16 protein-coding genes are annotated in these 17,292 nt (G+C 72.5%); 11 read left to right on the forward strand and 5 right to left on the reverse strand.

The genetic code is table 11. From position 1 onward, the window contains the following. Positions 1–149 precede the first annotated feature (149 nt). The 6 genes from ACFYUS_RS23505 to ACFYUS_RS23530 all read left to right on the forward strand — a co-directional run bounded on the left by ACFYUS_RS23505 (position 150) and on the right by ACFYUS_RS23530 (position 6,229). Positions 150–1,439, forward strand: coding sequence for a hypothetical protein (locus ACFYUS_RS23505; RefSeq protein WP_388855314.1), 1,290 nt, complete (start codon positions 150–152; stop codon positions 1,437–1,439). Positions 1,440–1,516: 77 nt separating this feature from the next. After that, positions 1,517–2,134, forward strand: a complete 618-nt coding sequence (locus ACFYUS_RS23510) for a TlpA family protein disulfide reductase (protein WP_388855317.1) — start codon at positions 1,517–1,519, stop codon at positions 2,132–2,134. A 4-nt stretch (positions 2,135–2,138) separates the two neighbouring features. Further along, on the forward strand, positions 2,139–2,876 hold the full coding sequence (locus tag ACFYUS_RS23515; protein WP_388855319.1) for a cytochrome c biogenesis CcdA family protein: 738 nt from the start codon (positions 2,139–2,141) through the stop codon (positions 2,874–2,876). Positions 2,877–2,881: 5 nt separating this feature from the next. Continuing rightward, entirely contained in the window at positions 2,882–4,570 is a 1,689-nt protein-coding gene (locus ACFYUS_RS23520; RefSeq protein ID WP_388855321.1) for a cytochrome c biogenesis protein ResB, read from the forward strand. Further along, positions 4,567–5,652: a c-type cytochrome biogenesis protein CcsB gene (gene ccsB, locus ACFYUS_RS23525; protein WP_388855324.1), complete on the forward strand. Its 1,086-nt coding sequence runs from the start codon at positions 4,567–4,569 to the stop codon at positions 5,650–5,652. The genes ACFYUS_RS23520 and ccsB overlap by 4 nt, the downstream gene beginning before the upstream one ends. 46 nt (positions 5,653–5,698) lie before the next feature. Beyond that, entirely contained in the window at positions 5,699–6,229 is a 531-nt protein-coding gene (locus tag ACFYUS_RS23530; RefSeq protein WP_388855327.1) for an SRPBCC domain-containing protein, read from the forward strand. Positions 6,230–6,248: 19 nt separating this feature from the next. Here the strand turns inward: ACFYUS_RS23530 and ACFYUS_RS23535 are convergent, their stop codons facing one another. From ACFYUS_RS23535 to ACFYUS_RS23545, 3 genes are all read right to left on the reverse strand, one after another. Continuing rightward, positions 6,249–7,784: an ABC transporter substrate-binding protein gene (locus ACFYUS_RS23535; protein ID WP_388855330.1), complete on the reverse strand. Its 1,536-nt coding sequence runs from the start codon at positions 7,782–7,784 to the stop codon at positions 6,249–6,251. Positions 7,785–7,788: 4 nt separating this feature from the next. Beyond that, positions 7,789–9,882: a hypothetical protein gene (locus ACFYUS_RS23540; protein ID WP_388855333.1), complete on the reverse strand. Its 2,094-nt coding sequence runs from the start codon at positions 9,880–9,882 to the stop codon at positions 7,789–7,791. Between the two features lie 131 nt (positions 9,883–10,013). Next, positions 10,014–10,466, reverse strand: a complete 453-nt coding sequence (locus tag ACFYUS_RS23545; RefSeq protein WP_388855336.1) for a nucleoside deaminase — start codon at positions 10,464–10,466, stop codon at positions 10,014–10,016. A 353-nt stretch (positions 10,467–10,819) separates the two neighbouring features. Here ACFYUS_RS23545 and ACFYUS_RS23550 point away from each other — a divergent pair, with 353 nt between their 5' ends. The 5 genes from ACFYUS_RS23550 to ACFYUS_RS23570 all read left to right on the forward strand — a co-directional run bounded on the left by ACFYUS_RS23550 (position 10,820) and on the right by ACFYUS_RS23570 (position 16,099). Next, complete coding sequence (locus ACFYUS_RS23550; RefSeq protein WP_388855339.1) at positions 10,820–11,842, forward strand: alpha/beta hydrolase; 1,023 nt, start codon at positions 10,820–10,822, stop codon at positions 11,840–11,842. After that, the gene (locus ACFYUS_RS23555; protein ID WP_388855342.1) at positions 11,835–13,004 is read left to right on the forward strand and encodes an acyltransferase; all 1,170 of its coding nucleotides are present in this window, start codon (positions 11,835–11,837) and stop codon (positions 13,002–13,004) included. The genes ACFYUS_RS23550 and ACFYUS_RS23555 overlap by 8 nt, the downstream gene beginning before the upstream one ends. After that, the gene (locus ACFYUS_RS23560; RefSeq protein WP_388855345.1) at positions 12,997–14,400 is read left to right on the forward strand and encodes a sensor histidine kinase; all 1,404 of its coding nucleotides are present in this window, start codon (positions 12,997–12,999) and stop codon (positions 14,398–14,400) included. The genes ACFYUS_RS23555 and ACFYUS_RS23560 overlap by 8 nt, the downstream gene beginning before the upstream one ends. Further along, positions 14,397–15,071 carry a response regulator gene (locus ACFYUS_RS23565; protein ID WP_388855348.1) on the forward strand — a complete coding sequence of 225 codons (675 nt, stop codon included), beginning with the start codon at positions 14,397–14,399 and terminating at the stop codon, positions 15,069–15,071. The genes ACFYUS_RS23560 and ACFYUS_RS23565 overlap by 4 nt, the downstream gene beginning before the upstream one ends. Before the next feature lie 104 nt (positions 15,072–15,175). After that, positions 15,176–16,099 carry a DMT family transporter gene (locus ACFYUS_RS23570; RefSeq protein ID WP_388855351.1) on the forward strand — a complete coding sequence of 308 codons (924 nt, stop codon included), beginning with the start codon at positions 15,176–15,178 and terminating at the stop codon, positions 16,097–16,099. Here the strand turns inward: ACFYUS_RS23570 and ACFYUS_RS23575 are convergent. Next, positions 16,002–16,886, reverse strand: a complete 885-nt coding sequence (locus tag ACFYUS_RS23575; RefSeq protein ID WP_388855354.1) for a LysR family transcriptional regulator — start codon at positions 16,884–16,886, stop codon at positions 16,002–16,004. The two genes, ACFYUS_RS23570 and ACFYUS_RS23575, sit on opposite strands and share 98 nt — an antisense overlap. Continuing rightward, positions 16,886–17,281, reverse strand: coding sequence for a PLD nuclease N-terminal domain-containing protein (locus tag ACFYUS_RS23580; protein ID WP_388855357.1), 396 nt, complete (start codon positions 17,279–17,281; stop codon positions 16,886–16,888). The genes ACFYUS_RS23575 and ACFYUS_RS23580 overlap by 1 nt, the downstream gene beginning before the upstream one ends. Positions 17,282–17,292 lie beyond the last annotated feature (11 nt).

A 17,292-nucleotide genomic window follows, 5' to 3' on the forward strand; every position in this document is an offset into this window, starting at 1 on the left:
CACAGTTCAGGCGGTCGGATGATGTTCATGTCATCCGGCCGCCTAAAATTTTTGTGCGATTTTCCGGAACCTCCGTGTTCCTCCCGGCATCTCACTCATTGTCGGTTTGGATGACTTTTCAGTCATACGTCAGCGCGAATGGGGATGTCATGCGCGGGATCAGCGGGATCAGTCGAAGGGGGCTGCTCGGGGCGGGCGTTGGGGCGGCCGCGGCGATGGGGCTCGCCGCATGCAATACCGGCGGCCAGGACAAACCGGGACGTTCCGGACCCGGCAAGGGTGGTGACGTCTCGACGGCCCCGGACACGGCCGCCCCGACCAAGGACGACGCCCGGCTCATCGGCGACGGTTCCACCGCCGACACCGGCAAGCAGCCGCACCAGCCCGACGCCCCCGTCCCGCTCGAACCCGGCCAGACCCCGCCCCAGTTCGTGATCTTCTCCTGGGACGGCGCCGGCGAGGTCGGCAACGGCCTCTTCCCGCGCTTCCTCGAACTCGCGAAGAACAACGACGCGGCCATGACCTTCTTCCTCTCCGGGATCTACCTCCTCCCCGAGTCGAAGAAGCACCTCTACCGCCCGCCGAACAACCCCGTCGGCGCCTCCGACATCGGCTACCTCACCGACGGGCACATCAAGGAGACCCTGAAGTACGTCCGGCAGGCCTGGCTCGACGGCCACGAGATCGGCACCCACTTCAACGGGCACTTCTGCGGCGGCTCCGGCTCCGTCGGCAACTGGACCCCCGGCCAGTGGCAGAACGAGATCGACCAGGCGACGAAGTTCGTCACCGAGTGGAAGACCAACAGCGGCTGGACCGACCTCGACCCGCTGCCCTTCGACTACTCCAAGGAGCTCGTCGGCGGCCGCACCCCCTGCCTCCTCGGCCAGGACAACCTGCTCCCCACCGCCAAGCGCCTGGGCTGGCGCTACGACGCCAGCTCGCCCGGCGGCCGCCAGACCTGGCCCGTCAAGCGCCAGGGGATCTGGGACCTGCCGCTCCAGGCCGTGCCCTTCCCCGGGCACTCCTTCGAAGTCCTCTCCATGGACTACAACATGCTCGCCAACCAGTCGAAGAACACGACCAAGGGCATGCCCTCGCGCTATCCGGGCTGGCGCACGCAGGCCGCCGAGGCGTACCTTTCCGGCTTCACGCGCGCGTACGAGTCGAATCGCGCGCCTTTCTTCATCGGCAACCACTTCGAGCAGTGGAACGGCGGCATCTACATGGACGCCGTCGAAGAGGCGCTCAAGGGAATGGCCGGAAAGAAGGACGTGCGGCTCGTCTCCTTCAAGCAGTTCGTGGACTGGCTCGACGTCCAGGACCCGAAGATCCTGGAGAAACTGCGCAGTCTGGAGGTCGGCCAGAAGCCCGCCGGCGGATGGAACGCCTTCCTCAGGCCCGATTCCCCCACGGCCTCTTCCACCCCGACCGCTTAGGCGATCTTGACAAGGGGCTTTACGGGCACGTAGGGGGGTGCCCAAGATCCCCCAAACGCCCATGCGAAACTTTTCACATGAGCCTTAGCCGTGCCCCCCGCCGCACCCGGCGCACCCTGGTCGCCGTCGGAATGCTGTCCGCCGCCGCCCTCACGCTCTCGGCCTGCGGCGGCGACAACAACGGCAAGTCCGGCGGCGGTGGCAACACCAACTTCGTGACCAACACGGGTGGCATCTCCACCGTCGCCAAGGGCGAGCGCGAGGCCCCAGGCAAGCTCGCCGGCGAGACGCTCGAAGGCAAGCAGCTGGACGTCGCCGACCTCAAGGGCAAGGTCGTCGTCCTCAACGTCTGGGGCTCCTGGTGCGCACCGTGCCGCGCCGAGGCCCCGCACTTCGCGAAGGTCGCCAAGGACCTCAAGGGCCAGGACGTCGAGTTCGTCGGACTCAACACCCGCGACCCCAACCAGCAGCCCGCGCTCGCGTTCGAGGCGGACTACGGGATTCCCTACCCCAGCCTCTACGACCCGCAGGGCAAGCTGATCCTCTTCGGTTTCCCCAAGGGCACGCTCAACCCGCAGGCCATCCCCTCCACCGTCGTCCTCGACAAGGAGGGCAAGATCGCCGCCCGCTCCCTCATGGCGCTCGACGAGAAGAAGCTCCGGTCGATGATCGAGCCTCTCCTCAAGGAGAAGTGAGCCCGTGAACGAGACGGTCACCAGCGGAGCCCTGCTGCTCGCCCTGCCCCTCGCGGTGCTCGGCGGCCTCGTCTCCTTCTTCTCCCCCTGCGTCCTGCCGCTCGTCCCCGGCTATCTGAGCTACGTGACCGGGGTCACCGGCACCGACCTCGCCGAGAGCCGCCGCGGCCGGATGACCGCCGGCGCCGTCCTGTTCGTCCTCGGCTTCACCGCCGTGTTCGTCTCCGGCGGCGCGCTCTTCGGCTACTTCGGGTCCACGCTCCAGGACTACCGCGAGACGCTCACCAAGGTCCTCGGCGTGCTCATGATCCTCATGGGCGTGTTCTTCCTCGGCCTGATGCCCTGGTTCACCCAGCGGGAGTTCCGCTTCCACAAGAAGCCCGTCGCCGGACTCATCGGCGCCCCGCTGCTCGGCGCGCTCTTCGGCATCGGCTGGACCCCGTGCATCGGCCCGACGCTCGCCTCGGTCCAGGCCCTCGCCTTCGACCAGGCCAGCGCCGGCCGCGGGGCGGTGCTCGCCTTCGCGTACTGCCTCGGCCTCGGCGTCCCGTTCGTGCTCGCCGCCATCGCCTTCCGCAAGGCGCTCGGCGCGTTCGGCTGGGTGAAGAAGCACTATGTGTGGGTCATGCGGATCGGCGGCGGCATGATGATCGTCACCGGAGTCCTGCTCCTCACAGGTGCGTGGGACAGCATGGTGGCCACGATGCAGAGCTGGTCCAGCGGTTTCACGGTGGGGATCTGAGTTCCATGAGCAAGACCGAAACGACGGAGCAGCAGGAGAGCCTCGGCAACGCCGGGGCCCAGCTGTCGACCGCTCCCCAGGAGGACACCGACACCTCCATCGGCGGCCCCACCCTCGGGGTCATCGGCTGGGTCCGCTGGTTCTGGCGGCAGCTGACCTCCATGCGGGTCGCGCTGATCCTCCTCTTCATGCTCTCCCTGGGCGCCGTCCCCGGCTCCCTCATCCCGCAGAACAGCGCGGACGAGCTGAAGGTGCGGACCTTCAAGGAAGCCCACAAGACCCTCACCCCGCTGTACGAGAAGCTGCAGTTCTTCGACGTCTACAGCTCGGTGTGGTTCTCCGCGATCTACATCCTGCTGTTCGTCTCCCTCATCGGCTGCATCCTGCCCCGCACCTGGCAGTTCGTCGGCCAGCTCCGCAGCCGCCCGCCGGGTGCCCCCCGGCGCCTCGACCGGCTCCCCGCGTACACCACCTGGCGCACCGAGGCCGAGCCCGAGCAGGTCCGCGAGGCCGCGCTCGCCCTCCTCAAGGGGCGCCGCTTCCGCGCCCACACGGCGGGGAACGCGGTCGCCGCCGAGAAGGGCTACCTCCGCGAGGCCGGCAACCTGGTCTTCCACGTCGCGCTGATCGTGATGCTCGTCGCCTTCGCCTGGGGCCAGCTCTTCAAGTCCGAGGGCGGCAAGCTGATCGTCGAGGGCGACGGCTTCTCCAACACGCTCACCCAGTACGACGACTTCAAGTCCGGCTCCCAGTTCGGCACCGAGGACCTGGAGCCGTTCAACTTCACCCTGAACTCCTTCACCGGCACGTACGAGAAGAGCGGCCCCCAGCGCGGCACCCCGCGCACCTTCGAGGCGGACGTCACCTACTCGCAGGGCGGCGCCGACAAGAAGGCGGTCATCCGGGTCAACGAGCCGCTCGTCGTGGGCGACTCCAAGGTCTATCTGCTCCAGCACGGATACGCGCCCGTCGTCACCGTCAGGGACGGCCGCGGCAAGACCGTCTTCCACGGCGCCGTGCCGCTGCTGCCGATCGACGCCAACGTCACGTCGAGGGGCGCCATCAAGGTGATGGACGGCTACCGCGACAAGAACGGCAAGAAGGAGCAGCTGGGCTTCAACGCCTTCTTCGTGCCGACCTTCGCGGGCGCCGGCAAGGGCACGATGTTCTCGCAGTTCCCCGGCCTCGGCTTCCCCGCCATGGCGCTCACCGGCTACCACGGCGACCTGCGCGTGGACTCCGGTCTGCCGCAGAACGTGTACCAGCTCGACACCACCAAGATGAAGCAGTTCGCCGTCACGGGCGGCACCGGCAAGGCCAACCGCCTCCTGCCCGGCGAGACCATGACGCTGCCCGACGGCGCCGGCTCGATCACCTTCGAGAAGGACATCAAGGAGTGGGCGAGCTTCTCCATCACCCAGCAGCCCGGCAGCGGCCTCGCCCTCACCGGGGCGATCGCCGCGATCGCCGGACTCAGCGGCTCGCTGTTCATCCAGCGCCGCCGGGTCTGGGTCCGGGCCGTACGGGGCGAGGACGGCGTCACCGTCGTCGAGATGGCGGGCCTTGGCCGGAGCGAGTCCGCCAAGCTGCCCGAGGAGCTGGCCGAGCTCGCGGTCACGCTCAACACCGAGGCGCCGACCGCGCCGGAACCCGCAGAAGATCCTGCCGAGAAGTCCGAAGGGGCTGAGAAGTGATCCTCGCCGCCGAAACCAACGAGGGCCTGGCGCAGCTGAGCGACCTGCTCATCTACTCCTCGATGGCCGTCTACACCCTGGCTTTCTTCGCCCACATCGCCGAGTGGGTGTTCGGCAGCCGCAGCAAGGTCGGCCGCACGGCCGCCGCGCTCACGCCGCAGGCCTCGGGCGCCGCCGCCCCGGCCGTGACCGTGCAGGTCAAGAAGGCCGGGGGCACCGCCGTCCTCGACAAGCCGAAGGTCGTCACCCGCTCCGCGGCCGGCGCCCGTGACGTGCCGGACGGTCCCGGCGCGGCCGGCGGCACCGTCCAGGGCGACCTGTACGGCCGCATCGCCGTCTCGCTCACCGTCCTCGCCTTCCTGATCGAGGCGGCGGGCGTGGTCAGCCGGGCGCTGTCCGTGCAGCGGGCCCCCTGGGGCAACATGTACGAGTTCTCCACCACCTTCTCCACGGTGGCGGTCGGCGCGTACCTCGGCTTCCTCCTCGCGAAGAAGAACGTCCGCTGGATCGGCCTTCCCCTGGTCACCACCGTCCTGCTCGACCTGGGCATGGCCGTCACCTGGCTGAAGACCCCCAGCGACCAGCTGGTGCCGGCGCTCGACTCGTACTGGCTGTGGATCCACGTCTCCACCGCGATCTTCTGTGGCGCGGTCTTCTACCTCGGCGCGGTCGCGACCCTGCTGTACCTCTTCCGCGACTCGTACGAGAACAAGCTCGCGACCGGCGGGAACCCCGGCTCCTTCGCCCGCTCCGTCCTGGAGCGGCTGCCCGCAGCGGCCTCGCTCGACAAGTTCGCCTACCGGGTCAACGCGGCCGTCTTCCCGCTCTGGACCTTCACGATCATCGCCGGCGCGATCTGGGCCGGTGACGCGTGGGGCCGCTACTGGGGCTGGGACGCCAAGGAGGTCTGGTCCTTCATCACCTGGGTCGGTTACGCGGCGTACCTGCACGCGCGCGCGACGGCCGGCTGGAAGGGGCGGAAGGCCGCGTACATCGCGCTCATCGCCTTCGGCTGCTTCCTCTTCAACTACTACGGCGTCAACATCTTCGTCAGCAGCAAGCACTCGTACGCGGGCGTCTGAGCCCCCTGCGCTGGCACCGGGCCTGTCCCGGGGTGACGCTGGAGGTATGAGCGAGATCACCCGGGGCAGGAGCGAGACCCACGACGGCGACGCGCACCTGCTGCGGTTCGTGGTGGACCTTCCGCATCCCGTGCCGATGGTCTGGGCGGCCGTCGCCTCGCCCGAGGGCCTGCCGGGCTGGCTCTGCGAGGCGGACCCGCTGGAGCCGCGGCTCGGCGGGCGGGTCACCCTCCGCTGGTTCAACAGCGACACCGAGGTCTCGGGGCAGGTGACCGCCTGGGATCCCGACTACGTCGCCGAGTACACGGTCGGCCCGACGCACGGCCGGATCCGGTTCCATCTGGAACCGGGGTCCGACGGCGGCGGGTCGACCGTTCTGCGTTTCACGAACGAGTTCCGCGGGACGCGGGAGTACCGGCTGGACCTCCTGGCCGGGTGGCACGAGCACCTCGAACGGCTCGCCGCCGCGCTGGACGGGCACCCCACGGACTGGCGGGACTGGTCGCCCGAGCGGTGGCAGCACCTGCGCGACCTGTACGCCCGGGACGAGGAACCCTGGCCCAAGTGGGAGCCGTAGGCCCGCGGGACCGTAGGACTCAGCCCTTCTTCGGCGGCAGGCACGTCTCCGTCGGGGGCCTGCCCTCCGGCCAGGCCATCTGGACGAAGCGCTGGGTGCCGTCCTGGGCGAGCTCCACGATCGGGACCGCCTTGTTGTACGGGTTGCCGTAGTTGTCCAGGCAGATCCAGCCGCTCGCGCCCTCGACCCGCAGGGAGCCCTTGACCTGCGGCCACTGCGTGCCGACGTCCTCCTTCGAGGGGTAGGCCGCGCCCTCCGGGGTGGCCTGGCGGATCGCGTGGACCGCCGTCGCCATCGCGTCGTACGCGATGATCGCCTGGCCGTCCGCGAGCGCCACCGGCCTGTCCTTCGGGGCGGCCTTGGCGATGTCCGCCGCGAAGTCCGCGTACGCCTGCTCGGAGCCGCCCGTGCGGGGGAGCTGCCGTCCCGGGGCCGGTTTCCAGGCGTCGGGGTGGGCGAGCGCCGCGTACCGCACGGTCACCCGGTTCTTGAGGGCCTTGCGGTCGAGCTTCTCGTCGGCGCCCAGGTACGAGCCCTCGTCGCCGGTCAGGACGGTGAAGGAGCGGTCGACGCAGCCGCGGTCGCCGAGCGCGTTGATGAACTGGCGCAGCTGGGTGTGGCGGCCGGCGAAGAAGACGGTCTCGGCGCGGGTGTCGCAGATCAGATGGGTGATGTTGGTGAAGGTGTTCGCCGTCGTGCCCTCCTGGGTGGAGTCGGGGGCGGAGGTGAACTCCTGCGGCTCCAGGGGAGCGTTCTTGAGGGAGGAGGCGAAGGCGGCCTTCAGGGTGTCGACGTAGTGGTCGCCGCTGCGGGTGTCCTGGACGAGGAGCGCCTTGGCGGCGTCGACCCGGCCGAAGTGGGCGAGCGCCCTGGCCTCGTCGCTGTTGGTGGGGGAGACGCGGGCGAGGCCGGGGAAGGGCCTGCGGCCGGGGCCGTTGGCGATGTCGTCGGCGGTGATGGTGGTGCCGACGACGGCGACCTTGGCCTTGGTGAGGACGCCGACGGCCTCCCGCATCTCGCCGGAGGAGGTGGCGATGCCGGAGACGGCCCGCAGCCGCTCGGGGCCGTCGGCCATGCCGATGAGCTGGTCGACGGTGGTGCGCCAGTGGGCGTTGCCCCGGCCGGTGTTGGCGAGGACGAGGCGGATGGTGGGCCGCTGCCCGTTGGACTCCTGGTTGGCCCGGCGCTGGTAGGCGTACGCGCCCTGCACCTCGTGCAGGACCTTGATCCGCATGCCGGCGTCGGGGGAGGACAGGGGGAGGAGGACGGCGACGGTGACGTACTCGCCGTCCTTGAGCGCGGCGTTCTCGCCGCGGATGGCCTCGGCGACGTCCTTGAGGTCGGCGAAGCCGAAGTCGTGGCCGGTGCCGTTGACGCCGATGCACTCGTCGCTGCCGACGGGGCGGGCCACGCCCGGGGCGCAGGAACGGTCCTCCGGGCGGGTGAGCCGGGCGAAGCCGTACCAGCCGAGGCCGAGGACGACGGCGGCCGTGACGAGCGAGGCGATGAGCTTCTGGCGGGGGGTGCGGATACGACCGCTGATGACGTTGGGCATGGCGTCAGACTCCGTTCTCACGGCCCGGCGGCAGCGAGAGCTCCTGCCAGGCACGGATGTCGCGCGGCCACTGGCCCGCCGCGTCCCAGAGTGAACCGCTGCCGGTCAGATGGCGGCCGGAGAGCCGGCGCAGTTCGTGCGCGAGCAGCTCGGTGACCTCGTCGTCGGGCAGCGCGAGCGGGTCGGTGAGCAGCCACACGGCGTGCAGCAGTCGCCGTACGGACAGGTGGAGTGCGGTGGTGTCGGGGTCGAGGCCGTCGGGCAGGGGGCCGGCGGGTCCCTCGCCGAGGGCGACCGCCCGGCGCGGGTCGGGTCCCGGGCGGCCCCGCTCGCGCGGGTAGGGGGCGGCGGCGATGAAGCGGAGCCGGCCGAGCCAGCCGAGGACGTCCTGCCCGGGGAAGGTCTCCCGCAGGTGCGTGACGGCCTCCTCGGTGCGGCCGAGGGCGAGGCCGTGGTGGAGGCGGTACGGGTTCACCACGGCCTCGCCCTGGGGGCGGTCCGGGTCCGGGGTCGGCCCGTAGTACCGGTACAGCGTCTCGTGGACGGCGTGCCAGGCGGCGTACCGCGGGTGGTCGCCGTCCTCGAAGCGGAGCCGGTACAGGAGCAGGGCGCGCAGCAGCGGGTCGGCGACGAAGTGGCCGGGGCCCTCGCCCCAGTTCTCGGCCCGTAACTGGTCGCGGACCCGCAGCGCCACGTCCCCGTCGAGGGACTCCGCCTGGAGCCGGGCGTGGGCGAGCATCCGGGCGGACTCCTCGTCGTGGGTCGCGGCGAGGACGGCGTACGGCCCGGGTCTGCGGACCGGCAGGAGTTCGGCGAGGAGCGTGGGGGCGACGGGCACCGGCGGGGCGTCCTCGCGCAGTTCCACGGTGAGGTCGAGGAGCCCGCCGGGGGTGAGGCCGGCCCGCAGCCCGGCGGGGGCCTCGCCGGCGGCCCGGCCGAGGAGGGCGACGCCGAGGGGGCGGCCGCCGGTCAGCCGGTGGACGGCGCGGGCGAGTTCGGAGGGGGTGCGGCCCGCCGGGTCGTGGTGGTCGAAGGCGGACCGGGTCTGGGCGGGGGAGAGCGGGGTCAGTTCGACGGCGAGGATGCCGGAGCCGACGCTCGTCCCGCGCGGGCAGGGTGCCCGGTGCGCGGTCTCCGGCAGCCGGGTGCGGGTGGCCTGGCGGAGTCCCTCGTGGTCGCGGACCCGGGAGGCGGCGAGGACGACGACCTTGTCGCGGCGGCCCTCGGCGCGGGCGCGCAGGATCGGTTCGACGAGCTGCCGGCCGAGCGGTTCGTGGGCGTTGTCGAGGAGGAGCAGGGGCCTGCCGACGCGGCTGCCGCGGCGGAGCCCGGTGTAGGCGGTCAGCAGGTCCTCGGTGAGGGCGCCGACGAGGAAGTCCTCGGCCTCGCGGCGGCGCCGGCCTTCGTGCTCGAAGTCGATGGCGAGCTGCTGGAGTCCGGCCTTGCCGCGCCCGCCGGCGTTGCGATAGCTGCCGTACCAGCTCTCGGAGGAGCGCTGGAGGCGGCCGAAGACCTCTTCGAGGACGGTCTCCACGGTCGCCTCGGCGAGCAGTCCGGCGAGCGGGGCTGCGGCGTCGGCGAAGGTGGCGGCGAGCTTGGTGAGGACCTTCCCGACCCAGTTGCCGGCGGCGCCCCGGGTCGCGTCGACGGTCGCGAGGAGCGGGCTGAGCCGCTGGAGGTCGCGCCGTGCCCGCTCGTCGTCCTCCTGGGACCAGGCGAGCGAGGCGACCGCGACGAGACCGAGCGAGAGCCGGGGGAACCGCACGGGCCGGGCGGCGAGCACCTTCGGCGACAGCTGCACGGCCAGCTCGGCGAGCGCGCCGGTGACCGGGGTCCATCCGGGGCCGTGGTCGGCGGGCGGTTCGACGTGGGCGCAGTCGAGGAGGGCGAGCGGGGTGTAGCCCTTGTAGCGGTTGCGGACCTCCTTGAGCAGGGCGGTCTTCCCCATGCCGCGCCCGCCGGTGAAGACCGTCACCGGCGGGTCGTCCCCGTGCTCGTACGCGCCGCGCGCGGCACCCTGCCTGCCGAGCCCGACGAGCCGGGCCGCGAGCCCGCCGTCGTCGAGGACCGCCTCGCGGCCGTACAGCTCTCTGTCCAATCCCCCGCCACCCCCGTATCACCGTCAACTCAAGGATATCGACGGTGTGTTGGTAAGGCGTCGGTCTTTTCGACTCTGTTTTCGACCCTGATCTTCGAGCGGGTCCGGGCCCGACGGTGGGCGGCCCGCCCTCACTCCTCCCCGATGTCCTCGTTCCACAGCGCCGGATTCCTCTCGACGAACTCCCGCATCAGCGCGGCGCATTCGGGATCGTCGAGCACCACGACCTCCACCCCGTGCTCCGCCAGCCACCCGTGCCCGCCCCGGAAGGTCTCCGCCTCCCCGACGACCACCCGCGAGATCCCGAACTGCCGCACCAGGCCGGAGCAGTACCAGCACGGCGACAGCGTCGTCACCATCGTCGTCCCCCGGTACGAGCGCTGCCGCCCGGCCGCCCGGAAGGCCGCGGTCTCGGCGTGCGTCGACGGATCCCCGTCCTGCACCCGCCGATTGCGCCCCCGCCCGAGCAGCGCCCCGTCGGCCCCGTACAACGCGGCCCCGATCGGGATCCCGCCCTCGGCGAGCCCGGCCCGCGCCTCGGCCAGGGCGGTGGCCAGCCACCGGTGTGCCAGTTCCAGGTCCATGGGGGAAGCCTTCCCCGGCGGGAGGCCGGCATCACGCGATCAGGCCCGTACGACGGCGAGCGGCACGGGCGAGCGGACACCGAGGCGGGCGGCGGCGCGCGGTGCGTCTCCGTGGAACCGCGGGGCGTGGGCCATGCGGCCGTCGCAGGCCGGCCGTGGCGCGACGGCGCCGCCTCCTCGCCGGCTCCGCTTCTCCCGAAGGCGTTCCGGGTCGACCGGGCCCCGTCCCGCATCACCCGCACCCCGTCATACCTGAGAGCTACAAGCCAGGTTGGCTCCCGGGAGGGACGCCGACCACGACCGGCGCTTCCTACTGTCCGTGGCGGAACGAACTCCCTTACGGAAGGCCCCTCATGGCGTCCCTCCCCCGCACCTTTTCCCGCGTCCGCCGCCGCGGACCCGTCGCCGCTCCCGGCCGTCTGCGCCGGACCCTGCTCGCCGCGGCCGTGACCACCGCCGTCGCGCTGCCGATCGTGGGGGCCTCGCGGCCGGCGGAGGTGCCCGCTCCCGTGCCCGCCGCCGTCGCGCCGTTGAGGGCGGCGGAGCCCGGGCGGCTGCGGGCGGAGCTGGAAGCGCGGTACGCGGCGGAGCGGGTGGCGTTGGGGGAGGCGGGGCGGACGGCGGAGGAGTACGGGGCGCGGCGCAGGGCCGTGTCCTTGCGGGGGATGGCGGGGGAGGGGCGGCGGTTCCTGGAGTTCGACGGGAGGGACGGGGGGCGGAGCGTGGAGGTGGTGGGGGACCTCGCGCGGGCCGAGCGGATCGCGGTGCTCGTGCCCGGCGCAGACACCGGGCTCGACAGCTACGGCCGCTTCCGCGCCGGTGCCGTCGCGCTTCAGCGCACGCTCACGAAGGAGCTCGGCGCCAGGGCCGCCGTCGTGGCCTGGCTCGGCTACCGCACTCCCGCCACCGGCAGCGCCGCCTCCCTCACCCCGGGCCGCGCCGACCAGGCGGCGCCCCGGCTCAGGGCGTTCGTCGAGGAGTTGGCGCGGCTCCGGCCCGGTGCCCGGATCACGCTGCTCGGGCACTCGTACGGCTCCGTGGTGTGCGCCCGGGCCGCCGCAGGGCTGCCCGCCGCCGCCGTCGTCCTCTACGGGAGCCCCGGCACCGGCGCCGACCGCGTCGCCGACCTCCGTACGGGCGCGACCGTCTGGGCCGGTCGCGGCGCCGACGACTGGGTCGGGGGGATACCCCACGTCCGTCTCCCCCTCCTCGCCGGCAGTGAACTCGGCTTCGGGACCGACCCGATGGACCCGGCGTTCGGGGCCCGCCGCTTCGCCGCCGGCGACGGCGGGCACAGCGACTACCTCGCTCCCGGCTCCGTGTCCCTGCGCAATCTCGCGCTGATCGTCGACGGACAGGAGCCGGCCCGTGCGTGAGCTCGTCCGACGCGTAGTCGCCGCCACCCCGCCCGGTCGCGACCGGGCCCTCGACGCCCTGCGGGCCTTCGCCATCCTCGGCGTGGTCCTCGGCCACTGGCTCGTCACGGCCCTCGTCGCCGACAGCGGCACCCTGCACGTCGAGAGCCCCCTCGGGCATCTGCCGGAGTTCACCGCGGTGTCCTGGCTGCTGCAGACCCTCGCCGTGTTCTTCCTGGTCGGCGGGTACGTCGCCGCCCGCGGCCATGCCGCGGCCCGGGCCCGGGGCGAGAGCCACGGCCGGTGGGTCGCCGCCCGTCTCGGCCGGCTGTTCCGGCCGGTCGGCCCGCTGCTCGCGGTCTGGGCCGTCGCGACGGCCGGCATGCTCGCCTGCGGCGTCCCCTGGCAGACGGTCCACACGCTCGGCAAGCTGGTGCTGTCCCCGCTGTGGTTCCTGCTCGTCCTGGCCGCCCTCACCGCCGCCACCCCGCTCGTCGCGCGCGTCCATCCGCTGTGGCCGCTCGCCGTCGTCCTCCACGTCGACGTGATCCGCTTCGGCCTCGACGGGCCCGACGTGATCGGCTGGCTGAACCTGCCCGCGGGCTGGCTCGTCCCGTACTGCCTCGGCGCCCTCCTCGCGCGCCGCGGCCCGCTCGCCCCGTCCGCCGCCTGGGCGCTGCTCCTCGGCGGCGCCGCCGCGACCGGCCTCCTCGTCGGCCTCGCCGGCTACCCGGCCTCCATGGTCGGCGTCCCCGGCGCCCCGGTCTCCAACCTCAACCCGCCGACCCTCGCCGCCGTCACCCTCGGCCTCGCCCAGTCCGGCGCGGCGATCCTGCTCCTCGGGCCGCTGCGGCGCGCCCTGCGCCGGCCCGTCGCGTGGACGGCGGTGGCCCTGCTCAACCTGGGCGCCATGACCGTCTTCCTCTGGCACCAGACCGCGATGATCGCCGTCACCGCCGGCGGGCTGTTCACCGCGGACCTGCGCGGCCACGGCCCGCTCACCGGGCTGCACACCGTCCCCGACACCTACGCCTGGGTCCTCGCCCGCCTCGGCTGGCTCCCCCTGTTCGCCGTCGCGCTGGCGGTCTGCGTCGCGGTCTTCCACGTGTACGAACGCACCACCCGCACCCGGCCCGCCCCGAAGCCGCGGACCGCCCGTACGAAGGAGTCACGTCTTGCCTAGGCTGGAGGAGCGGAACGACGAGGGGCGCGGGGGGAACGCGACGGTGGGGGACACGGCACGGTGGTCGGGCGGGCTGCGCGCCGCCCCGGGGTTCTTGCGCGCCACCCCCGGCATCCTGCGCGCCGTCCCGGGCGTCCTGCGCGCCGACCTGCGGCCGGGGCGCCGCGACCCGCTGCCCCGCCACCGCCACCTCGGCAGGCTCGCCCACGGCCACATCGTGCTGTTCTGCGTGCTCATGGGCGTCTGGGAGAAGAACCTCTACGAGGGCTTCATGCAGCCCTCCAGGGGCGCCGTCACCCTGCTCGTCATCCTCCAGAGCGCCGCGCCCGTCCTGGCCCTCAGCCGCCCCGCCGCCGCCCTGTGGCTCTCCACGGCGACCCTCACCCTCCTCGCCGCACTGACCTCCGCGGTCTTCTCCGCCATGTGGCCCTGGAGCATTCCCGCCATCGCCCTGCACACCCTCCTGCTGTTCCTGCTCTCCCTGCGGGCGCGCCCCGCCGCCTCCGTCGCCGCCCTCGGGATCTCCCTGCTCACCGGCATCGGCGCCGGGCTTCCGCACGGCGTCCCGGGAACCGGCACCTTCCCGTCGGGCGCCGTCGCCTTCACCCTCGCCGTCGTCCTCGGCTGCGCCCTGCGCGCCACCCGGGTCTCCCGCAGCCGCCTCGTCGAGCAGGAGGTGCTCACCGCCGGGGAACGCGCCCGGCGCGCCCTCCTGGAGGAGCGCGGCCGGATCGCCCGCGAACTCCACGACGTCGTCGCCCACCACATGTCCGTCATCTCCATCCAGGCCCAGGTCGCCCCGCACCTCGTGCCCGACCCGTCCCCGGAGCTCCGCGAGAACCTGGCCGGCATCCGGCAGAACGCCGTCGACGCCCTCACCGAACTCCGCCGCGTCCTCGGCGTGCTGCGCAGCGACACCGGACCCGGCGGCCCGGCGGACGCCGCACGGCACGCCCCGCAGCCCACGCTCGACCGGCTCGACGACCTCCTGGCCAACCTCAGGGCCGCCGGACTCGACGTCACCACCGAGACCCGGGGCACCCCCCGGCTGCTCTCCCCGGGCACCGGACTCTCCGCGTACCGCATCGTCCAGGAGGCGCTGAGCAACGTCATGCGGCACGCCCCCGGCGCCCCGGCCACCGTGTCGACCCACTACCACCCCGCCGGACTGACCGTACGGATCACCAACGCCGCCGCCACCCGCCCGGCCGACCGCGCGCCCGCCGGGCCCGGCGGGGAACCGGGCCACGGGCTGCTCGGCATGCGCGAGCGCGCCGCCATGCTGGGCGGCGAACTCGCCGCGGGCCCGACCCCCGACGGCGGCTGGGAGATCACCGCCACCCTGCCCGCCCCCGCCCCGGGGGACGTGCCCCCCTCCAGGAAGGACGGTTCATGAACGACCCCATCAGGGTGCTCGTCGCGGACGACCAGATGATGGTCCGCCAGGGCTTCACCGTCCTGCTGAACGCCGAACCCGGCATCGAGGTCGTCGGCCAGGCCGTCGACGGCGCGGACGCCGTCGCCCGGGCCGCCGCACTCGCCCCCGACGTCATCCTCATGGACATCCGGATGCCCGGCACCGGCGGCATCGAGGCCACCCGGCAGCTCACCTCCCCCGCCGGAGCCACCGTCAAGGTGCTGATCCTGACCACCTTCGACCTCGACGAGTACGTGTACGAGGCGCTGCGCGCCGGCGCGTCCGGCTTCCTCCTCAAGGACGCCTCCGCCGAGGAACTCGCCGAGGCGGTACGGGTCGTGGCACGCGGCGAGGCCCTGCTCGCCCCCCAGCTGACCAAGCGGGTCATCGCCGAGTTCGCCCGCCTCAGCCCCGCTCCCCGCGCCCCGCTGACCGACCGCCTCGGCGGCCTGTCGGAACGCGAGACCGAGGTCCTGACCCACATCGCCCAGGGCCTGTCCAACGCCGAGATCGCCACCCGGCTCGTCGTCGCCGAACAGACCGTGAAGACCTATGTGAGCCGCATCCTCACCAAGCTGTCCCTGCGCGACCGGACCCAGGCCGCCATCCACGCGTACGAGACGGGCCTGATCCGCCCCGGCGGCCAGTGACCGGCCCCCCGTAGACCCCCATCGGTCCTGCCGATCGGCCCCATCGGCAGGACGCCCCACCGGCCCGTGGACCCGGCCCGGAGGTCGTCCGTAGCGTCGTCGGCATGAGAAACGAGACCAGGGGAACCGTCGAACTCACCCTCGCCATGGTGCTCTCCGGCACCCTCGGCGTCTTCGTCGTGGAGTCGGGGGCCTCGCCCTTCGAGGTGGTGTTCTTCCGGTGCCTGTTCGGGGCCGTCGCGCTCGGGGCGTACAGCCTGGTGCGGGGCTTCTTCACCGGGCACGGGTTCACGGCGGGGAAGCTGGGGCTCGCCGCGCTCGGCGGGGTGTTCATCGTGGCGAACTGGGTGTTGCTCTTCGAGGCGTACGAGGCGACCTCGATCTCCTTCGCCACGGTCGTCTATCACACGCAGCCGTTCTTCCTGGTGCTGCTCGGGGCGGTGTTCATGAGGGAGCGGATCTCCGCCGGCAAGCTGGGGTGGCTGGCCCTCGCCTTCGCCGGGCTCGTGCTCGTCTCGGGCGTCCGGCCCGGTGACACCGCCTCCCTCGCCGGTCTCGGGTTCGCGCTCGCCGCCGCCGTGCTCTACGCCCTCGCGACCTTCGTCACCAAGCGGGTCACCGGTGTCCGGCCCCATCTGATCGCGCTCGTCCAGGTGCTGGTGGGGCTGCCGCTGCTGCTGCCCTTCGTCGACTTCGGGGGAGTCGGCGGGGGCGGCTGGGGCTGGCTCGTCGGGCTCGGGTTCATCCACACCGGGCTCATGTACGTGCTGATGTACGCGGCCTACGCCAAGCTGCCCACCGCGAAGATCGCCGTCCTCGCCTTCACCTACCCGGCCGTCGCGATGGGCGTCGACTGGGCGGTGTACGGGCATCACATCGGGCTGGTCCAGGCGCTCGGCGTGCCACTGATCGTGCTCGCGAGCCTCAAGGTCACCCTCGCTGCTCGGACACCAGCCGCCGCGCCTGCTCCACGAACAGCCGTACGTGCGCCGGAAGCCGCTTGCCCCGCCGCCACGCGAGCTGGGTGAAGAGGGTGAAGGGGGCCTCCCAGGGGAGCGGGACGAGGGTTCCCGCCGCGAGTTCCTCCGCGACGGCGACGCGGGGGAGGAGCGCGATCCCGAGCCCGGAGGCCACCGCCCGCTTGCTCGCCTCGATCGTGCCGAACTCCAGGAACGGCGGTGCCCACTCCCGCAGCTCGGCCTCGAAGAGGTCGCGGTAGGCGCATCCCGGTTCGGTGCCCACCAGAGGGGTGCTCGCCAGGTCGGCCGTGCTCAGTTCCGTACGGTCCGCGAGGGGGTGGTCCGGGGCGGCGACGAGGGTCAGCGGCTCGGTGGCCAGGACCTCCGATTCCAGGCCCTCGTGCTCGGTCTCCGGCTCCATCAGGAAGCCGAGGTCGTACGTGCCCTGGCGGAGGGCTCGGCGGGTCTCGTCGCCGAGGGTGGGGCGGAGGGCCGGGCGGACCTTCGGATGGCGGTGGTGGAAGTACTCCAGGAGCGGCGGCAGCCGGTAGGAGGTCAGCGACTCCATGGTGCCGATCGCGATCGGGCCCGAGGGTTCCGCCGTGGCCGCGACGGCGGTACGGGCCTCCTCCGCCAGGTCCGCCATCCGGCGGGCGTACGGCAGGAGGCGTTCGCCGGCCTCGGTGAGGCGGATGCGGGGGCCGAGGCGCTCGAAGAGGTCGACCCCGAGGGAGGACTCCAGGGCGCGGACCTGGCTGGTGACGCTCGACTGGGCGTAGCCCAGCTCGGCGGCGGCCCGGGTGAAGGAGAGGACGTCGGCGACCTTCTCGAAGGTGGCCAGGAGCCGCAGCTCCATCAGCCCTCGGTGTCCTCGCCGGCCTTGCCCTGCTCGCGGCGCTTGAGCTCCTCCTCGCGGCGGCGGAGGTCCGCCTCCCAGTCCTTGAGGAGGGCCTCGTCCTTCTTGTTCTCCTCGCGGAGGGACTTGAGGAACTCGGGGTTGTCGTCCGGGGCGACCCATTCGGAGCGGTGGTTGCGGTGCCACTCGGAGGGAGTACGGCCCCCGGCGGGCGCGTGGCGCATCTTGCCGGCGGCGAACCAGACGATCGGGCCCACGATCCAGAACAGCAGGATGATGACGACCCAGACGACCTTCGGGAGGTGCTTGGCCTCGTCCTCGGGGGTGTTCAGGCAGTCGATGAAGGCGTAGATCGTCAGGGCCAGCGGCAGGATGTACATCAGTGCCCTGAGCATGCGGGAGAGCC

Source organism: Streptomyces sp. NPDC004284 (assembly GCF_042874035.1).
In the GTDB taxonomy this organism is placed as follows: domain Bacteria; phylum Actinomycetota; class Actinomycetes; order Streptomycetales; family Streptomycetaceae; genus Streptomyces.

What these genes read in the sequence shown, in the direction of transcription:
- ACFYUS_RS23505 (WP_388855314.1), top strand. Translation starts at nt 150, where the DNA reads ATGCGCGGGATCAGCGGGATCAGTCGAAGGGGGCTGCTCGGGGCGGGC.
- ACFYUS_RS23510 (WP_388855317.1), top strand. Translation starts at nt 1,517, where the DNA reads ATGAGCCTTAGCCGTGCCCCCCGCCGCACCCGGCGCACCCTGGTCGCC.
- ACFYUS_RS23520 (WP_388855321.1), top strand. Translation starts at nt 2,882, where the DNA reads ATGAGCAAGACCGAAACGACGGAGCAGCAGGAGAGCCTCGGCAACGCC.
- ACFYUS_RS23530 (WP_388855327.1), top strand. Translation starts at nt 5,699, where the DNA reads ATGAGCGAGATCACCCGGGGCAGGAGCGAGACCCACGACGGCGACGCG.
- ACFYUS_RS23535 (WP_388855330.1), bottom strand. Translation starts at nt 7,784, where the DNA reads ATGCCCAACGTCATCAGCGGTCGTATCCGCACCCCCCGCCAGAAGCTC.
- ACFYUS_RS23545 (WP_388855336.1), bottom strand. Translation starts at nt 10,466, where the DNA reads ATGGACCTGGAACTGGCACACCGGTGGCTGGCCACCGCCCTGGCCGAG.
- ACFYUS_RS23550 (WP_388855339.1), top strand. Translation starts at nt 10,820, where the DNA reads ATGGCGTCCCTCCCCCGCACCTTTTCCCGCGTCCGCCGCCGCGGACCC.
- ACFYUS_RS23565 (WP_388855348.1), top strand. Translation starts at nt 14,397, where the DNA reads ATGAACGACCCCATCAGGGTGCTCGTCGCGGACGACCAGATGATGGTC.
- ACFYUS_RS23570 (WP_388855351.1), top strand. Translation starts at nt 15,176, where the DNA reads ATGAGAAACGAGACCAGGGGAACCGTCGAACTCACCCTCGCCATGGTG.
- ACFYUS_RS23575 (WP_388855354.1), bottom strand. Translation starts at nt 16,886, where the DNA reads ATGGAGCTGCGGCTCCTGGCCACCTTCGAGAAGGTCGCCGACGTCCTC.
- ACFYUS_RS23580 (WP_388855357.1), bottom strand. Translation starts at nt 17,281, where the DNA reads ATGCTCAGGGCACTGATGTACATCCTGCCGCTGGCCCTGACGATCTAC.